This is a genomic window from Agathobacter sp. (genome assembly GCF_977054825.1).
This window is the reverse complement of sequence record NZ_CDRTEH010000002.1, coordinates 17,436-35,590: the sequence shown is the minus strand read 5'-3', so window position 1 is coordinate 35,590 and position 18,155 is coordinate 17,436. Positions and strand designations below refer to the sequence as shown.

Here is an 18,155-nt window from a genome sequence, read left to right as displayed (position 1 = left end):
TTTGCAAGTAAAAATTTCTCTATTTTATTATATTTTGATTTATATTTTATTTCTAAGACCCTTAGGATAATGGTTTTTAACCTGTGCACCATTCACCTTGCCCCAGCCGGCCGGATATCCGTCTACACATACAAGCGCCCAGCCCTTTTTGCATTCTGCCGCCTGCTCATCAGACAACATGACTGACTGACCGTTGAAAAAGCCGGTAGTCTGCGGATCATCACAGGTAAGCTTTACTACATTTTGGGCATCACTTTGCTTAAGCGCAAGTGCAAGCGAATGTGACGGCTCAAAGCGCTGTTTTTTGAACTCTCCTACATGAAGCCCTGCACGCTGTACCTTAAGCCCCTTGATATCCACCTCCATATCCGGCAGCCTGTAAAGCTGTTCCCCAAACATGACAAGCCTTGAGTTTTTTATCCAGGCTGCCATATCCTCTGATACGGTCTCATCAAGAAACTCTGAGAGAAGCTTCATATTTTCTTTTGTGAGAGCCGGCTTCGTTTCATTTTTCCTGTTCTTATTATTTTTGTTCTTTTTGGTTTTCCTGTCAGTTTTAAGGCCTGTGTCCTCTACTTTATTACAGCTCTCCTCGCATACCTCATAATCCGCATCAAACTCATTAACACTGCCTCTTCTCACAAGCTTTGCCACAAAATGACCCTCTCCATCCACCTTATGCGGCCAGAAGCGTTCCATCTCTTCAAGTGTAAAATCAGGATGTCTCTCCAAAAAATACTCAATAACGTTCTCATTTTCCTCCTGCGAGAATGTGCAGGTACTGTAGACTATCGTTCCACCGGCTTTAAGCATAGTCGCTGCATTGTCAAGTATCTCCTTCTGGCGTGCGGCACATATCTCCACATTTTGTGGACTCCACTCATTTACAGCCTCAGGAAGCTTTCTGAACATTCCCTCTCCTGAGCATGGTGCATCCACCTGTATGGCATTAAAAAAGCTTGGAAAATGTGAAGCAAGCACAAAGCTGTCCTCATTTGTCACAATCGCATTTTTGATTCCCATACGCTCTATATTCTGCGACAAAATCCGGCTTCTTTGTGTGTTAATCTCATTTGACACCAAAAGCCCGCTGTCTCCTAAATATGTGGCAAGCTGTGTACTCTTGCCACCCGGAGCCGCACACAGATCAAGCACTCTCATGCCCGGCTTTGGGGCTAAAAGAGCAGCCGCCGACATGGCGCTTGGCTCCTGTATGTAATAAAGCCCCATCTCGTGATACGGATGCTTCCCGGGGCGTTTTTCCTCGTCATAATAATAAGCATCATTCGCCCACGTAACTTTTTTGTCCATCGGTATGCAAAGCTTATCCATTATTCCGGCGATTTCTTCTTCAACGCTTTTATTTTTTCCGACTTTAAGTGTATTAAAGCGAAGCGCCTGAAAACGGTTATTGTCATAGCTGTATAAGAACTCCTCCCACTCATTGCCAAGAAAGGCCTTCATCTTTTTCTCAAACTCTATCGGTAAATTCATTGTCAAATCCTCTTGTTCTCTAAATGTATCCTGCTACCACACACATACTCATGTGTCTAAGTACTTCGATATTACCACATTTCTACTATCCATGCTATCAATTTTTTAAACTGCTTATATCCACAACTGTCACATCCTTGTAATAATATCCGATTATATCCTTATAGCTGTTTCCTGCCTTTGCCAGCCTGTCTGCACCATATTGGCTGAAGCCTATTCCATGACCAAAGCCTCCTCCGGACAGCGTATAGTGACCATTTGCACCGGCACTCACACTAAAGCAGGCGCTTGGTATCATCGACATATTCTCCCTCACAGAGCCGTCGTTTAATGTAACCTTTTTCTGATAATGCCCCAGTGCTTTTCTTATATCATTCTCTGCCGTAAATGTCTGTGATTTGTTTCCATAGCTTATAGTAAGTGAAAGTACATATCCTGCGTCAGAGGTTTTATCCGCACAAATGCCTGTAGCCGCACCATATTGAGGATCATTGTATGCCGATAATTCAAGCTCCGAGGTCCATCTGTAGTATGGCGAATTGTCATCCACCGACTCCACCTTGTGTATGAAATCCGGTGTACTCGAAGACCAGACCTCCATATCCTCGGTTTTTCCGGCAGATGTGGAAAAATAATAGCATGTTATCAAGCTTCCTCCACATGATACAACCTGCCCTGCCGTAGCCTTTACTGCCTCATCGGTTGACTGCTTTGCATCTGAAGCGTTATAGACCTGAAAAGCCGTGGTATTGTCTATATTGGCTCCGTAGAGCGCATACTGTGTATTTTTCATCTGTGAATACACAAAGGTTCTCGCACAAACAGCCTGTGCCTTAAGCGCCTCCGCATCAAATGTGGACGGCATCTCCGACGGCAGCACATAGCGCACATATGTCTCCACATCGACTGTATTCACCGCCACAATGCCTGCAGCTGTCCCGATAAACTCAAACGAGCCCGGATAGCTCTTACCGTTTATGCTGACATAATTGTCTGCTGAGCTCACCTTTATCTTACCTTTCTGTACATTTGCCATATATGCACCCACATCATCAATAGCACTGCTGCCGCAGTCGGCATCATCCACATAAAGGTTAGACGCTGCACCTGCCGCAATTGTGGGAAACGCATCCTTTCCGTCGTTTTTTATAAGCAACCTTATGTATGTAAGGTCTGGTGCCTGTCTTCTGACAATGGCACATATCCTGCCCGAATCAAGTATGTAGGAAAGTGTTTCACTGCCTATTATCAGGTCAGAAACTGATATTTCCCTAGGCGTATCTCCTGTCTCATCATACACGGGCAGCTCATCTGACTGCATCGGAATATCGTCCTGTCCCGCAATCTGCATTGTGCCGTTTCCGTACGACAGCATCACACCTGATATATCATCCGGCTTTATCTGTATCTTTTTTACCTTAGAGCCACTGATTTCAATATCACAGACACCGGTAAAGCTCTCCTCCATGGTTCCCTTTGCCCTGTAAAGCTCTCCATCACAAATGAAAATCAGCCTTCCATCGTCATTTGAAACAATATATGCATTCTCATACACCATATCCTTTGTCACAGCCTTTGCCTGCTTTGCAAGCGTCCCTTTTTCCTTTTGTGCCATGACAATTGCAAAAACAATAACCACACATACCATGGTTATCGCAAGCATTATCCAGACCATCTGATTCGGCTTTTGCCGTCTTCGTCTCCTATTTGCCAAATTTCTGTTCTCCTTAACACCAAAATAGTGGTTACTTACCGCTCAAAAAATGGGAGCTGCAAAAACAGCTCCCTTTATCATCTGTACTTAAGAATCCTTTGTGCTTTAAAAATCATTTGTATCTCATGAATCTTTTGTGCGTCCGGAGTTCTTTTGTACATTATTATTCTTTTGTAAGAACCCAAAATGCCGGTCCTGTAATTTAGACTCCTAGCGCTCTTGCTAGGTGGGTAACCGCAGTCTGCCTTCTGCCTTCCGCTGCATAATGACGGCCTGACATCCAACAGCTCATATAGGAATCCCGTTTAAAGTAAATGTAGGTTCTAAATACACAGGGTTGTCGAACATCTCAGGTATCTTTGTAAATTCATTATACTTTATTATGTCTCATGTTGCAATGCAAAATTCATGTTAGAATTTAACAAATTTTTCTCTGGCATTTCGTAACATATTTGAAAACCAGATAATTACTGCGACAAATATAATCATCTCAACATATGACCAGTATGGTATCTTTTTAAGACAATCCGAAACTATCGCAACTATACTGATAACAAAAATCACAATACCGAATACCAGTGACTTTGGATAAATATACGATATATAGCCAGCCGTATCCTTTATCTTTTTCATCTCCTCATCAGCCACAAAGGTGCTTTCAATTTTGCCGCTTTTCTTCATTCGCAGTGAGACAAAAATTATGTAAATTCCAAGTATCAGCGTGACCGCATCTATTATAATAAAATAGTTCATTCTTCTTTCTCCTGTATTTTTATTTATTATTCCTCAATAGTTACACCGGATTTTATATACAAAAATATGTAAAATCACCAAAATTAGTATAACCTCCTGTAAGGAAAAAATAAATGGTAAATAAGTCCCAACTATTTCTTGAATTTCTTTTGTTAATGTAGTAAAATGTATTTATATTTACATGGGGAAGGAGTTTTTAAAATGAAACTTGACGATTTAAAAATACTTATATGCGACGATTCGATCCTCGCAAGAAAACAGATGAAGGATATCATCAATTCCATTGGTTCACCGACTATCATTGAGGCGGCAAACGGACAGCTCGCCATTGATATGTACAAGGAGCATAAGCCAAATCTCACATTTATTGACATTGTAATGCCTGTAAAGGACGGAAATGCCGCTATCTCAGAGATTATGGAGTATGACAGCAGTGCTACAATCTTTGTTGCATCATCTGTCGGCACACAGTCCGAGCTTAAAAAGGCTCTTGCTGCCGGAGCATGTGACTTCATTCAGAAACCTATCGACAAGGATCAGGTCATAAGCCTTATTCAAAAGCACATAGGAGGAAATTAATATGTATACTCAATTTTTTGGCAATTTTCTCCTATCAAAGGGGTATATCACTAATGAACAGCTTTTTGACGCTCTCAAGGAAAAAGCTCAAAAGCACGCAAAGCTTGGTACTCTTGCTATCCACTCAGGGCTTATGACAGCAGCCGAGGTTGATTCGGTAATAGTCGAGCAGACTCACCAGGACAAGAAATTTGGCGAATTGACGATTGAAATGGGTTATCTGACAGACGAGCAGGTAAAGGAGCTCTTAAGCATCCAGAGTCCTGACTTTCTTCTTTTAGGACAGATTCTTTTAGACAAAGGCATAATCGACAATACCACTCTCGAAAAGAGTATACATGATTACCGCAGTGAGAATGCTATTTCCGACCTTGACATGGTACTCGAGGATAAGGACAGTATAAACCACCTGATAGGTCATTTTTTTGAAAATACAGGTATAGAGCCTTCTGCCATTGACACTATGTATCTTGAGCTTTTGTTTAACAGCTTTATCCGATTTGTCGGTGATGACTACACTCCGCTGTCTGCTGAGATATGTGACAGCTTTAGTGCAGACTGCATGGTACGTCAGGACATTGAGGGCAGCTACGCTATATCTACATACATAGGCATGAGTCAGACGACAGCCATCAATTTTGCATCACGCTACGTAAAGGAACCTTTCTCGGTATACGACGAGTATGTACAGGCATCTCTGGATGATTTCTTAAACTTAAACAATGGACTGTTTCTGGTCAACTGCTCCAACGATCAGGCACTTGAGCTTACTCTCACAGCACCTGAACATTTCGATGGACAGACACTAAGCTTCAATAAAGCGTGCAAGCTAAAGCTGTTATATCCTTTTGGAACCATTCACTTTATTATTGAATTCTAATACCTCTACAAGGTATTTTCAGCAAGCTGATAATAATTTGCTCTATGCTTTGAGCACAAAAAGAACATCTGCCAACGACAGATGTTCTTTTTATGTTACGCTATATATAATTATATATCTGAGCAGTTACAATTATATTAATTACTGTACACCAAGCATTTTCTTAACAGTATTTTCCATCTGATCTACATCACATACTGTATTGTGAAGAATCTTTGCATCCCTGATCTCCTCAATTGCATTTGGCACCTTAACCTTGCCGAGCTTTGAAAGCTCATCGACAAGTTCAAAGTCTGTCATTGAATCGTACTTAGGATCAATTGCATCCATTACACTTCTTGTGAATTTGAACGGACTTGCTGTAGATGCGATAACTGTCTTTGTGGCTGTATCGCCGGTAGCATCCTTATACTTGCCATATACACCTGCTGCAACCGCTGTATGAGTATCAATTATGTATCCTGTATCCTCATAAAGCTTTTTGATAACCTCTGCGGTTTCCTGCTCGCTTGTGTAATTACCATAGAAGTCAGAAAGCTTCTCCTTCATATCAGGTGTTACAGTGTACTTGCCATCCTTTGAAAGCGAAGCCATGAGCTGCGCATTCTTATTTGCATCATTGCCTGCGATACGGTAAATGAGTCTCTCAAGATTTGAAGAGATAAGGATATCCATGGATGGTGAATTTGTGAGGATAAACTCTCTGTTCTTATCATACTCTCCTGTTGTGAAGAAATCATAAAGCACTTTATTCTCATTTGAAGCGCAGATAAGCTTAGCAACAGGAAGTCCCATGTTCTTTGCATAAAACGCTGCAAGTATATTTCCAAAGTTTCCTGTAGGAACAACGATATTTATCTTCTCATCCTTTGCAACAGCTCCCTGTGCAAAAAGCTTTGAATAAGCATATACATAGTACACAATCTGTGGCACAAGACGTCCTATATTGATTGAGTTGGCAGATGAGAACTGATAGCCTGCTGCATCCATTGTCTCAGCAAGAGCCTTATCATTGAACATAGCCTTTACTGCTGACTGCGCCTGGTCAAAGTTACCGTGAATACCTACTACATGAGTATTGGCACCCTTTTGTGTAAGCATCTGCTTCTCCTGAATCGGGCTGACACCATTCTTTGGATAGAAAACGATAATCTGTGTACCCTCAACATCAGCAAAGCCTGCCATAGCTGCCTTTCCTGTATCTCCTGATGTGGCTGTGAGGATGACAATCTCGTTTTTTACATTGTTTTTCTTCGCAGATGTGATAAGTAAATGAGGCAGAATGGATAATGCCATATCCTTGAAGGCTATTGTAGAGCCATGAAACAGCTCAAGGTAGTAAGCCCCGTCAGCAAACTTAAGCGGTGCAATCTCAGTAGTATCAAACTTGCTGTCGTATGCCCTGTTGATACAGTTTTTAAGCTCATCCTCTGTGAAATCCGTAAGGAAAAGCTTCATAACCTCATATGCTACCTGCTGATATGACATCCTGGAAAGCTCCTCAATTGAAACATCAAGTGCAGGAATACTCTCCGGTACAAATAATCCTCCGTCATCGGCAAGTCCCTTAAGGATAGCCTGTGAAGCTGTTATTTTCTTTTCACTGTTTCTTGTGCTTGAATATAATAAATCCATTTTTTACCTCATTTCTCTTTTTATCTTTTCTAAATCCGTATTGCTGCATCAAACATGCAGACAATTATTTTCCTATATAGTATAATAAATTTCATATATCAAATCAATAACAAAAATGCTACAATTATATAAATGTTTTAATAAACAGTACCAAAATATACACGAAAGGGACTATATATATCTATGCTGCAAGGAGTTTACACCGCAACAAAAAAGGACAAAACACTGTATTACCGCTCCAGTATCACCTATAAAAATAAACATATAAGCCTCGGAAGCTTCGAAAGTGAGCCTGAAGCCGGCCGTGCCTACTCTGCTGCTGCATCCATACTAAACAGTCATGACAGCATTGAAGACTCATTTTATCACACATATGCCCTTGCCTTTGACAAGATTGTCACACTGATTAACTACCGTGACAACGGCATGTACATAAAGACTCCCATATATCTGCGCAAAAACTATTTCAGCTACTACATGGATATATCATGCGAGCTCAAGTTCGATATAGATGACCTGTTCTACTACTCAGAGCACCGCATACTAAGACGGCAGGGACATCTGTACGTCAATGACTACGGCATGCAGGTCACTCTTCTTAGCCGCTATGGCATACAGCCACATGCGGTTTGCGGGCGGGACTATGTATTCGTAAACAACGATTCCACCGACATGCGCTACGAAAACATCAAGCTGCTAAACCCATACCACGGTGTGGAGATTGTCAAAACAGCCGGGCTTGACAAATACAAAACGCGCATACACGTAAACGGCAATTTTGTCATAGGAACCTACAGCACCATAGAAAGAGCCGCCATCGCCTACAATAAGGCAGTGGATATGGCACATTCACATGGTCTTTTAAAAAACTATCATGAAAACTACATAGAAAACATTTCTCCAAGTGAATATGCCGACATCTACACTACTGTCAGCATTTCCGATAAGTTCGTAAAATATCTTGAAGCCATAACCTAAAACAAGCCTGATAATCCCGATAATACATATTATGAAAAACTTCCCGTGTTGTTCTTTCCACGGGAAGTTTTTACACAGAATATAACTAAGCATATATCCATGTTATTTCTGATTTATATAGTTTACAAGACCCTCGCAGTCGATAATCTTCTGCATGAACGGCGGGAACGCCTGTCCCTTAAACTTCTCTCCTGTTGTCTCATCTGTGATGATACCCGAATCAAAGTCCACAGTCACCTCATCACCGGCATTTATTGCCTTTGCTGCCTCAGGGCACTCGATAATAGGAAGACCTATATTGATTGCATTTCTGTAGAAAATTCTAGCAAATGTCTCTGCGATAACACAGCTTACGCCTGCTGCCTTGATAGCAATCGGTGCATGCTCTCTTGATGAACCACAGCCGAAGTTCTTGTTGGCTACCATGATATCTCCGGCCTTTACATTATTTACAAAATCCTTGTCGATATCCTCCATGCAGTGTGTTGCAAGCTCCTTAGGATCAGAAGAATTCAGATATCTTGCAGGAATGATTACATCTGTATCGACATTATCTCCATATTTAAATACACAACCGTGTGCTGCTTTCATTGTGATTCCTCCAATCTTTACATAACATCCTTTGGTCCTGAAATCTTACCTGTGATGGCACTTGCCGCTGCAACAGCAGGGCTTGCCAGATAAACCTCAGAATCCACATGACCCATACGTCCGACAAAGTTACGGTTTGTGGTAGATACGCATCTCTCGCCCTCAGCAAGCACTCCCATGTATCCGCCAAGACATGGTCCGCAGGTAGGTGTGCTCACGATGGCACCTGCCTCGATAAATGTCTTAAGAAGTCCCTCTTCCATGGCCTGAAGATAAATCTTTTGTGTGGCAGGAATCACGATAACCCTGATACCGTCCGCAACCTTTTTACCCTCAAGAATCTTTGCTGCAATACGCAGATCATCCATACGACCGTTGGTACATGAACCGATTACTACCTGATCAATCTTCACATCTCCTACCTCATCGATGGTACGTGTGTTGTCAGGCAGATGTGGGAATGAAACTGTAGACTTAAGTGTGCTAAGGTCAATTGTATACTCCTCATCATACTCTGCATCACTATCAGCCTCATACTCTGTGAACGGACGCTTTGAATGCTCCTTCATGTACTCTCTTGTGAGGTCATCTACAGGGAAGATACCATTCTTGCCGCCGGCCTCGATTGCCATATTGGCGATAGTAAATCTGTCGTCCATAGAAAGGTATTTAAGTCCATCTCCAACAAACTCCATTGACTTATAAAGTGCGCCATCCACACCAATCATACCTATGATATGAAGGATGACGTCCTTACCGCTGATCCACTCAGCCGGTTTTCCGACGATATTGAACTTGATAGCAGAAGGCACCTTAAACCATGCCTTGCCTGTAGCCATTCCAGCTGCCATATCAGTGCTTCCCACACCTGTAGAGAAGGCTCCTAAAGCTCCGTATGTACATGTATGTGAATCTGCTCCGATAATCACATCACCTGCCACGGTAAGCCCCTGCTCAGGCAAAAGTGCATGCTCAATGCCCATTTTTCCTACATCAAAGTAATTTGTAATCTCGTTCTTGCAGGCAAACTCACGAACACATTTACAGTGCTCTGCGGACTTGATGTCCTTGTTTGGTGCAAAGTGATCCATAACGAGTGCGATTTTATCTTTATTAAACACTCCCTCTACCTTCATCTTGTCAATCTCATGAATCGCTACAGGTGAGGTAATGTCGTTTCCAAGCACAAGATCTAAATCAGCCTCAATGAGCTGTCCTGCACTAACAGAGTCAAGGCCTGCGTGTGCAGCAAGAATCTTCTGTGTCATTGTCATTCCCATGCTTATATTCCTCCTAGCATATAAAAATATTGTATTATGATTGTATCTGAATCAAGTTTACTTAAGACATCATAACATATGATTTACCATAATAAAAATACATAATAAACATATTTACCATAACTAAATCTCATGGTATAATAAACACAGATTTGTTGATGTTCACACCTTTTTGTGACAAGCAACAATTACAGCCCATTAAAAGTACAAACCACAGGAGGTACAAATGAACCAGAATCTCTCATCTTACTGGATTTTCTATACTGTCGCCAATGCCGGCAATATATCAAAGGCAGCCAAGGAGCTCTATATCAGCCAGCCTGCCATCAGCAAGTCAATTCAAAAGCTCGAGGATGGACTGGAATGCAAGCTTTTTTCCAGAAGCTCCAGAGGTGTCGTCTTAACCGATGAGGGCAGGCTTCTTTATGATCATGTAAGCGAGGCCTTCGAGGCATTAAATGAGGGTGAGGAAAAGCTGAAACGCTCAATAGAGCTTGGTGTAGGCCAGCTCAAGATTGGTGTCAGCTCAACACTCTGCAAATACATGCTTTTGCCATATCTCAAGGAATTCATACACAGAAATCCTCATATAAGCATTTCCATCGAATGCCAGTCCACAAACGAGACCTTAAAGCTCCTCGATGAGGACAAGATCGATATAGGCCTGATTGGAAAACCAACGTCCCTTAAGACCTTCAATTTCTATTATCTGGACAATATCGAGGATATATTTGTCACCACAAAGGACTATCTGCGCAACTTAAGTGCCCGCGGTGTCAAAAAGAGCGAGATTTTACAAAACTCCACTCTCATGCTTCTCGATAAAGGCAATATGACACGTAAATATATTGACGACTATCTGCAGGAGAACCAGATACACGTAAAGGACTCAATAGATATATCAAATATGGACCTGCTCATCGACTTTGCCAAAATAGGCGTAGGTGTGGCCTGCGTCATAAAAAGCATAGTTTCAAAGGAGCTTGCAGACGGTACCCTGATTGAAATCCCTCTCGGTATACCAATCCACAAGCGTGAGGTCGGCTTTGCATACAAGGAGTCATCAAAGCTTTCCACCTCTTTACAGACCTTTATAAAGTTCTACGAGAGCTACACACCAGAGGATTTTTAAATCACAAAATACAACCCCGGAGGTATTACCTTGAAAGAACAGATACACACCATTCCCATATCAGATGCCTTTGACAATGCCGGTGAATGTCCCTTCTGCTATATAGAAAAGCGCACCGAGGATCACGTCATGGATTTCGTACTTGGTCATGGTGCCTCTTACATGGAGGCTGACATACGCGATATGACCGATAAGGAGGGCTTCTGCCGTGCACATTTCAAAAAAATGTTTGACTATGGCAATTCACTCGGAAACGCCTGGATACTAAAAACCATGTACATGCGCCATATTGAGGAGATGGACAAAGAATTTAAGAACTTTAAGCCTGATTCAGTGCAAAGGAGCGGTCTTTTCAAAAAAGCAAACGCCTCCTCCAATTCCATCGTGGACTGGATTAACAAGCGTGAATCAACCTGCTTTATATGTGACAGCGTAAACAAGACCTTTAATGCATACATGAAGACCTTCTTCACTATGTATGAAAAGGATCCTGAGATAAAAGAAAAGCTAAAAAACACAAAGGGCTTCTGTCTTGACCATCTGAAGGTGGTACTTGAGGGCGCTGATACATATTTAAAGGGTGAAAAAAGAAAAGAATTTTATGACATAGTGCTTCCAATGATGCAGGAAAACATGAAGCGTATCTATGATGATGTAGCATGGTTTATAGAAAAATACGATTATAAAAACAAAGATGCCGACTGGAAAAATTCCAAGGATGCGATCCAGCGCGGTATGCAGAAGCTTCGCGGAAGCGATCCGTCACTTCCACCACATGTGCTCAAAAAATAAAATCACCCGGTATTCTGCCGGCCATTTAATGGCTGTGCAAAATACCGGGTGAATTTTTATTTCATTACGATATTTACAATACGTCCCGGAACATAAATCTCTTTTACAATATTTCCTGTAAGCTTATCTGCAATAACATCCTTTGCTTTTGCGATAACCTCATCCTTAGGATCCTGTTTTCCGATTGCAAGAGTGCCCTTTGTCTTTCCATTGATCTGTACAGCAATCTCTACTGTATCCTCAACAGTCTTTGCCTCATCGTATGTTGGCCATGGCTCAAATGCGATTGTATCGTCATGACCCATCTTCTGCCAGATTTCCTCTCCGACGTGTGGACATACACATGAAAGCATCTTGATAAGTCCCTCTGCAAACTCTCTTGGACATTTTCCTGCCTTGTATACTTCATTAACAAAGATCATCATCTGGCTGATAGCTGTGTTGTAGCCAAGTGCCTCGAAGTCGTTTGTGACTTTCTTTACTGTCTGATGATAGATTCTTGTAAGCTTTCCGTCATCCTCTTCGATGATGTTCTCAGGCTCTGTAAAGAAATTCCATACACGTGTGATGAATCTCTTTGCTCCCTGTACATTGCTGTCGTTCCAAGGCTTTGAAACCTCAAGCGGTCCCATGAACATCTCGTAGAGACGCAGTGTATCAGCGCCGTACTCCTCGACTACATCACTAGGATTTACTACGAACTCAGGGAATCTCTTACCCATCTTGATACCATTTGAGCCAAGGATCATTCCCTGGTGAACAAGCTTCTTGAATGGCTCCTTTACAGGAGATAAGCCCTGATCAAAGAGGAATCTGTTCCAGATTCTTGAGTACATGAGGTGTCCTACCGCATGCTCAGGACCACCAACATAGAGATCTACAGGCATCCAGTGCTTTAAGAGCTCCTGATTTGCAAATTCCTTATCATTGTGTGGATCGATATATCTCATATAGTACCATGAAGATCCGGCTGAGCCAGGCATTGTAGATGTCTCACGAGTGCCCTTGACACCATTTCTGTCATACTGCTTCCACTCTGTAGCATTCTCAAGAGGTGCCTTGCCGTTCTTGCCCTTGTAATCCTCAAGCTCAGGAAGGATAAGCGGAAGCTCATCGTCAGGAAGGAAATAGATTGAACCATCCTCCTTGTATACACAAGGAACAGGCTCACCCCAGTATCTCTGACGTGCAAAAATCCATTCACGGAATTTGTAGTTTACTGTTCTCTTTGCCACGCCCATCTTCTCAAGCTTGGCTGTGATGGCTTCCTTCGCATCCTCGACTACCATTCCTGTAAACTCCTCTGAGTTGATGAGCTTGCAGCCCTTTCCGAGGTAATCATGCTTCTCAAATGCTTTCTCTGATACATCTGCGCCGTCAATTACCTGGATCATCTCAATATCATGAGCCTGTGCATACTCGAAATCTCGCTGGTCATGAGTAGGAACTGCCATAACAGCACCTGTACCGTAGCTTGCCAGTACGAAATCACCGATAAACATACGCACTTCTTTGCCGTTTACAGGGTTGATACAATGAAGTCCCTTAAGCTCACAGCCTGACTTTGTCTTGTTGAGCTCGGTTCTGTCCATGTCGCTCTTCTTTACAGTCTCATCTATATAAGCCTGAACCTCTTCTTTGTTCTCGACTCTGTCCATGAGACCCTTTACTATATCTCCGTCCGGAGCAAGCACCATAAATGTGATACCATATATTGTCTCGATACATGTAGTAAAGATAGAGAACTCTCCACCGCCTACTATCTGGAACTTAACCTCGACACCTGTACTCTTGCCAATCCAGTTTCTCTGCATTTCCTTGGTAGACTCAGGCCAGTCAATCTCGTTAAGACCCTCAAGAAGCTTCTCTGCAAATGCCGGCTGGTCGATAACCCACTGCTTCATATTCTTGCGGACTACAGGATATCCGCCACGCTCTGACTTGCCATCGATAACCTCATCGTTTGAGAGAACCGTTCCAAGCTCCTCACACCAGTTTACAGGCATGTCGATGTGCTTTGCATATCCGGCCTCATAAAGCTTCTTAAAAATCCACTGTGTCCACTTATAAAACTCAGGATCACTTGTAGAAATCATCTTTGACCAGTCATAATCAAAGCCAAGCTCTCTAAGCTGCTTTGAGAATGTCTCGATATTCTTCTGTGTGAAGCCGTTTGGATGATGACCTGTGTTTACAGCATACTGCTCTGCCGGTAAACCGAATGAATCATAGCCCATCGGATGAAGTACATTGTAGCCCTGCATTCTCTTCATACGCGACATGATATCTGTAGCTGTATAGCCCTCCGGATGTCCTGCATGAAGGCCTACTCCTGAAGGGTAAGGGAACATATCAAGTGCATAATATTTAGGCTTTGAAAAATCCCAAACATCGGTCTTGAATGTCTCGTGTTCTTTCCAGTATTCCTGCCATTTTTTCTCTATGGCCTTGTGATTGTATGGTTCTGACATACTTGCCTCCTTATATCAAAAACGCTCCGCCTCTCAAAGAGACGAAGGCGTATTTTTAATCCGTCTGATTAACATTCATAATTTTACACATCACACTATATTTTGTCAAGTTTTGCTATGTAAAAAACCCGGTGCATCACTGCCCCGGGTCTTATTGTCATATATATCTGACAGATTAGTTGTTGATGAGCTTGTCGCTCTCATCATTCCAGCTGTAAAGCTTACGGATCTCCTCACCAACCTTCTCTGAAGGATGCTCAGAAGCAAGCTTTCTCATAGCCTTGAAGTGTACCTGACGTCCTGCAGGTGACATATCAAGTAAGAACTCCTTAGCAAATGTACCATCCTGGATGTCAGAAAGAATCTTCTTCATAGCCTTCTTTGTCTCAGCTGTAACAATCTTAGGTCCTGTTACATAATCACCATACTCAGCTGTGTTAGAGATAGAGTATCTCATTCCTGCGAAGCCTGACTGGTAGATAAGGTCTACGATGAGCTTCATCTCATGGATACACTCGAAGTATGCGTTTCTTGGATCATAACCAGCCTCGCAAAGTGTTTCGAAACCAGCCTGCATAAGTGCACAAACGCCACCGCAAAGAACTGCCTGCTCACCGAAGAGGTCTGTCTCTGTCTCTGTACGGAATGTTGTCTCAAGAAGTCCGGCTCTTGCTCCGCCGATTCCAAGACCATATGCAAGTGCAAGGTCCCATGCCTTTCCTGTAGCATCCTGCTCTACAGCGATAAGACAAGGTGTTCCTTTTCCTGCCTGGTACTCTGAACGTACTGTATGTCCCGGAGCCTTAGGTGCGATCATAGCTACATCTACATTCTTTGGTGGCTTGATGCATCCAAAGTGGATGTTGAAGCCGTGAGCGAACATAAGCATGTTGCCAGGCTCAAGGTTTGGCTCGATGTCCTTCTTGTACATATCTGCCTGTAACTCATCATTTATAAGAATCATGATGATATCAGCCTTCTTTGCAGCCTCTGCAGCAACATATACCTCGAATCCCTGCTCTTCTGCTCTCTTCCATGACTTGCTGCCCTCATAAAGACCGATGATGACGTTGCATCCTGAATCCTTTAAGTTAAGTGCATGTGCATGTCCCTGGCTGCCGTAACCGATAATGGCAATTGTCTTGCCCTCTAATAATGAAAGGTTACAATCATCCTGATAAAATAATCTTGGTTCTGCCATTTTGTTTTCCTCCTGTTAATTTAAGTAAACTATTTATATGTAAGGATTGTCCTTTGACTAATCCAACATAACTACATCATTGGAACCTCTGGTAAGTCCTGTGATTCCTGTTCTTGCAAGCTCTAATATCTCATAATTGCTAAGCAGATCTATGAAATTATCAAGCTTGTCCTGTGTACCTATGAGCTCTATAATCATAGAGTCATGTGTGACATCAACTATCTTGCCGTGGAAGATCTCAGTCACGTTCATGACTGCCTGTCTTTGTGTATCAAGTGCTCTTATCTTTATCATAATAAGCTCCCTGCACACTGAGAGTCCCGGCTCAAGCTTCTTGATATCAAGTACATCCTCAAGCTTCGCCAACTGCTTCTCTATCTGCTCAAGCACCTGCTCATCTCCGCTTGCAACGATTGTGATACGTGTGTAGCGCGGATCTGCTGTAACTCCTGAGGAGAAACTATCAATATTAAATCCCCTGCGGCTGAACAGTCCTGAAATACGACTGGTCACTCCGGGATTGTTCTCAACTAAAAGAGATAATGCCTGTCTTCTCATCGAAAAACCTTCCTCACAATTTCTATTATTTCTGTTCACATGATGATAATATTACTATAATCTGTATTTGTCAAGCAATATCGTTAATATAACTTAAATTCATATTATCAATAACAATTTTTACACATCCATAACCTTGATAAATGCCTGTTTTATAGTGTTTTGTAATATTCCAAGCATAATATTATAAATAATAACCCTGTTTTCTTATTAATCTAATAACCATCTTTGCAATGTATAAGCTAAACCAGACTCTCCCGCCGTTAGAAACGTGCGCCGCCGGGCACACCACAATAAAAAGCCGGGCGATATACACCGCCCGGCTTTAGAATTATCCGATATAATTCTGTTGTAATATATTATAACTGTGGTCCTGCTGCAACAAGTGCTTTACCAGCCTCATTTGTTGTGTACTTAACAAAGTTCTTGTTGAATCTCTCTGCAAGATCCTTAGCCTTTGCCTCCCACTCAGAAGCATCAGCATATGTGTCACGAGGATCAAGGATTCCAGAATCAACTCCAGGAAGCTCTGTTGGAACCTCGAAATCGAACATAGGGATCTTCTTTGTTGGAGCATTAAGGATATCACCAGAAAGGATAGCGTCGATGATTCCTCTTGTATCCTTGATTGTGATTCTCTTTCCTGTTCCGTTCCATCCTGTGTTTACAAGGTATGCCTTAGCGCCTGACTTCTCCATCTTCTTAACGAGCTCTGCAGCGTATTTTGTAGGATGAAGCTCAAGGAATGCCTGTCCGAAGCAAGCTGAGAATGTAGGTGTTGGCTCAGTAATTCCACGCTCTGTTCCTGCAAGCTTTGCAGTAAATCCTGAAAGGAAGTAGTACTGTGTCTGCTCTGGTGTAAGAATAGATACTGGAGGAAGTACTCCGAATGCATCTGCTGAAAGGAAGATTACGTTCTTTGCAGCCGGTGCTGAAGATACTGGCTTAACAATATTTGTGATGTGGTTGATTGGGTAAGATACACGTGTATTCTCTGTTACACTCTTGTCCTCGAAATCAATCTTTCCGTCATCAGCAACTGTAACGTTCTCAAGAAGAGCATCTCTTCTGATTGCGTTGTAGATATCAGGCTCAGACTCTTTGTCAAGACCGATAACCTTTGCGTAGCATCCACCCTCGAAGTTGAATACACCGTTGTCATCCCAGCCGTGCTCGTCATCTCCGATAAGAAGACGCTTAGGGTCTGTAGAAAGTGTTGTCTTACCTGTTCCTGAAAGACCGAAGAAGATTGCTGTGTTCTCTCCGTTCATATCAGCGTTTGCTGAGCAGTGCATTGAAGCGATGCCCTTAAGTGGGAGGTAGTAGTTCATCATAGAGAACATACCCTTCTTCATCTCTCCGCCGTACCATGTATTGATGATAACCTGCTCTTTTGATGTGATGTTGAATGCAACACATGTCTCTGAGTTAAGACCTAACTCCTTGTAGTTCTCAACCTTAGCCTTTGAAGCATTGTATACTACGAAATCAGGCTCGAAGCTCTCAAGCTCCTCTGCTGATGGCTGGATGAACATGTTTGTTACAAAATGAGCCTGCCAAGCAACCTCAACGATGAAACGAACTGCCATACGTGTATCCTTGTTTGCTCCACAGAATGCATCTACTACGAAAAGCTTCTTGTTGCAAAGCTCTTTCTTAGCGAGATCCTTAACTGTTGCCCAAACATCCTCGTTCATTGGATGGTTGTCGTTTGGATACTCAGGTGTGTTCCACCATACTGTGTCCTTAGAATTCTCGTCCATAACGATATATTTATCTTTAGGAGAACGGCCAGTGTAGATACCAGTCATAACGTTAACTGCACCAAGCTCTGTCTCCTTACCAACCTCGTAACCCTCAAGGCCGGCTTTTGTCTCTTCCTCGAATAATGTCTCGTAAGAAGGATTGTGAACGATCTCTGTTGTTCCGGTAATGCCATACTTTGTTAAATCAACATTTGCCATTTGAATAAACCTCTTTTCTATAAATTATGGATTTGCATCCATTTCTTTTGTTAGTATATATGTTTGTTAAAAAAAAATCAATATCTACTTTTCAATTTACACTTATTTCACACTTTTTCGACATGTATAATAT

General features: G+C 42.3%; 15 protein-coding genes and 1 other RNA gene. 5 read left to right on the top strand and 11 right to left on the bottom strand.

Going from position 1 to position 18,155, the window contains the following annotated elements; genetic code table 11:
* Nucleotides 1-39: 39 nt before the first annotated feature.
* The 4 genes from ACW6PM_RS02305 to ACW6PM_RS02290 all read right to left on the bottom strand — a co-directional run bounded on the left by ACW6PM_RS02305 (nucleotide 40) and on the right by ACW6PM_RS02290 (nucleotide 3,961).
* Nucleotides 40-1,494 (bottom strand): RsmB/NOP family class I SAM-dependent RNA methyltransferase, encoded by a 1,455-nt coding sequence (locus ACW6PM_RS02305; protein WP_456056102.1) that lies wholly within the window; start codon nucleotides 1,492-1,494, stop codon nucleotides 40-42.
* 97 nt (nucleotides 1,495-1,591) lie between these two features.
* On the bottom strand, nucleotides 1,592-3,208 hold the full coding sequence (locus tag ACW6PM_RS02300) for a SpoIID/LytB domain-containing protein (protein ID WP_456056101.1): 1,617 nt from the start codon (nucleotides 3,206-3,208) through the stop codon (nucleotides 1,592-1,594).
* Nucleotides 3,209-3,382: 174 nt separating this feature from the next.
* A non-coding RNA gene (gene ssrS / locus ACW6PM_RS02295) (6S RNA) lies at nucleotides 3,383-3,567 on the bottom strand.
* A gap of 52 nt (nucleotides 3,568-3,619) precedes the next feature.
* Nucleotides 3,620-3,961 (bottom strand): hypothetical protein, encoded by a 342-nt coding sequence (locus ACW6PM_RS02290; protein WP_456056100.1) that lies wholly within the window; start codon nucleotides 3,959-3,961, stop codon nucleotides 3,620-3,622.
* A gap of 201 nt (nucleotides 3,962-4,162) precedes the next feature.
* On the opposite strand from ACW6PM_RS02290, the gene ACW6PM_RS02285 reads away from it, so the two are divergent.
* A complete protein-coding gene (locus ACW6PM_RS02285; RefSeq protein ID WP_308650347.1) occupies nucleotides 4,163-4,540 on the top strand; it encodes a response regulator in 378 nt (125 codons plus the stop codon).
* Between the two features lies 1 nt (nucleotide 4,541).
* Nucleotides 4,542-5,420 (top strand): chemotaxis protein CheX, encoded by an 879-nt coding sequence (locus tag ACW6PM_RS02280; protein WP_456056099.1) that lies wholly within the window; start codon nucleotides 4,542-4,544, stop codon nucleotides 5,418-5,420.
* Between the two features lie 141 nt (nucleotides 5,421-5,561).
* On the opposite strand, the gene thrC is transcribed toward ACW6PM_RS02280, so the two are convergent.
* The gene (thrC, locus tag ACW6PM_RS02275; RefSeq protein ID WP_456056098.1) at nucleotides 5,562-7,055 is read right to left on the bottom strand and encodes a threonine synthase; all 1,494 of its coding nucleotides are present in this window, start codon (nucleotides 7,053-7,055) and stop codon (nucleotides 5,562-5,564) included.
* A gap of 183 nt (nucleotides 7,056-7,238) precedes the next feature.
* On the opposite strand from thrC, the gene ACW6PM_RS02270 reads away from it, so the two are divergent.
* Nucleotides 7,239-8,033, top strand: a complete 795-nt coding sequence (locus tag ACW6PM_RS02270) for a hypothetical protein (protein WP_456056097.1) — start codon at nucleotides 7,239-7,241, stop codon at nucleotides 8,031-8,033.
* 102 nt (nucleotides 8,034-8,135) lie between these two features.
* Here ACW6PM_RS02270 and leuD read toward each other — a convergent pair whose 3' ends face one another.
* Nucleotides 8,136-8,624, bottom strand: a complete 489-nt coding sequence (gene leuD / locus ACW6PM_RS02265; RefSeq protein WP_055061785.1) for a 3-isopropylmalate dehydratase small subunit — start codon at nucleotides 8,622-8,624, stop codon at nucleotides 8,136-8,138.
* Between the two features lie 17 nt (nucleotides 8,625-8,641).
* A complete protein-coding gene (leuC, locus tag ACW6PM_RS02260) occupies nucleotides 8,642-9,904 on the bottom strand; it encodes a 3-isopropylmalate dehydratase large subunit (protein WP_055222753.1) in 1,263 nt (420 codons plus the stop codon).
* Nucleotides 9,905-10,130: 226 nt separating this feature from the next.
* Here leuC and ACW6PM_RS02255 point away from each other — a divergent pair, with 226 nt between their 5' ends.
* Both ACW6PM_RS02255 and ACW6PM_RS02250 read left to right on the top strand, forming a co-directional pair.
* Entirely contained in the window at nucleotides 10,131-11,036 is a 906-nt protein-coding gene (locus tag ACW6PM_RS02255) for a LysR family transcriptional regulator (protein WP_443598967.1), read from the top strand.
* Between the two features lie 30 nt (nucleotides 11,037-11,066).
* Nucleotides 11,067-11,828 (top strand): DUF6062 family protein, encoded by a 762-nt coding sequence (locus tag ACW6PM_RS02250; protein WP_306751541.1) that lies wholly within the window; start codon nucleotides 11,067-11,069, stop codon nucleotides 11,826-11,828.
* Nucleotides 11,829-11,884: 56 nt separating this feature from the next.
* On the opposite strand, the gene leuS is transcribed toward ACW6PM_RS02250, so the two are convergent.
* From leuS to pckA, 4 genes are all read right to left on the bottom strand, one after another.
* A complete protein-coding gene (leuS, locus tag ACW6PM_RS02245) occupies nucleotides 11,885-14,299 on the bottom strand; it encodes a leucine--tRNA ligase (protein ID WP_456056096.1) in 2,415 nt (804 codons plus the stop codon).
* Nucleotides 14,300-14,474: 175 nt separating this feature from the next.
* Entirely contained in the window at nucleotides 14,475-15,500 is a 1,026-nt protein-coding gene (ilvC, locus tag ACW6PM_RS02240) for a ketol-acid reductoisomerase (RefSeq protein WP_308650353.1), read from the bottom strand.
* Between the two features lie 57 nt (nucleotides 15,501-15,557).
* Nucleotides 15,558-16,058 carry an acetolactate synthase small subunit gene (ilvN, locus tag ACW6PM_RS02235; RefSeq protein ID WP_308496714.1) on the bottom strand — a complete coding sequence of 167 codons (501 nt, stop codon included), beginning with the start codon at nucleotides 16,056-16,058 and terminating at the stop codon, nucleotides 15,558-15,560.
* 359 nt (nucleotides 16,059-16,417) lie between these two features.
* The gene (gene pckA / locus ACW6PM_RS02230) at nucleotides 16,418-18,022 is read right to left on the bottom strand and encodes a phosphoenolpyruvate carboxykinase (ATP) (protein ID WP_308496715.1); all 1,605 of its coding nucleotides are present in this window, start codon (nucleotides 18,020-18,022) and stop codon (nucleotides 16,418-16,420) included.
* Between the last annotated feature and the right edge of the window lie 133 nt (nucleotides 18,023-18,155).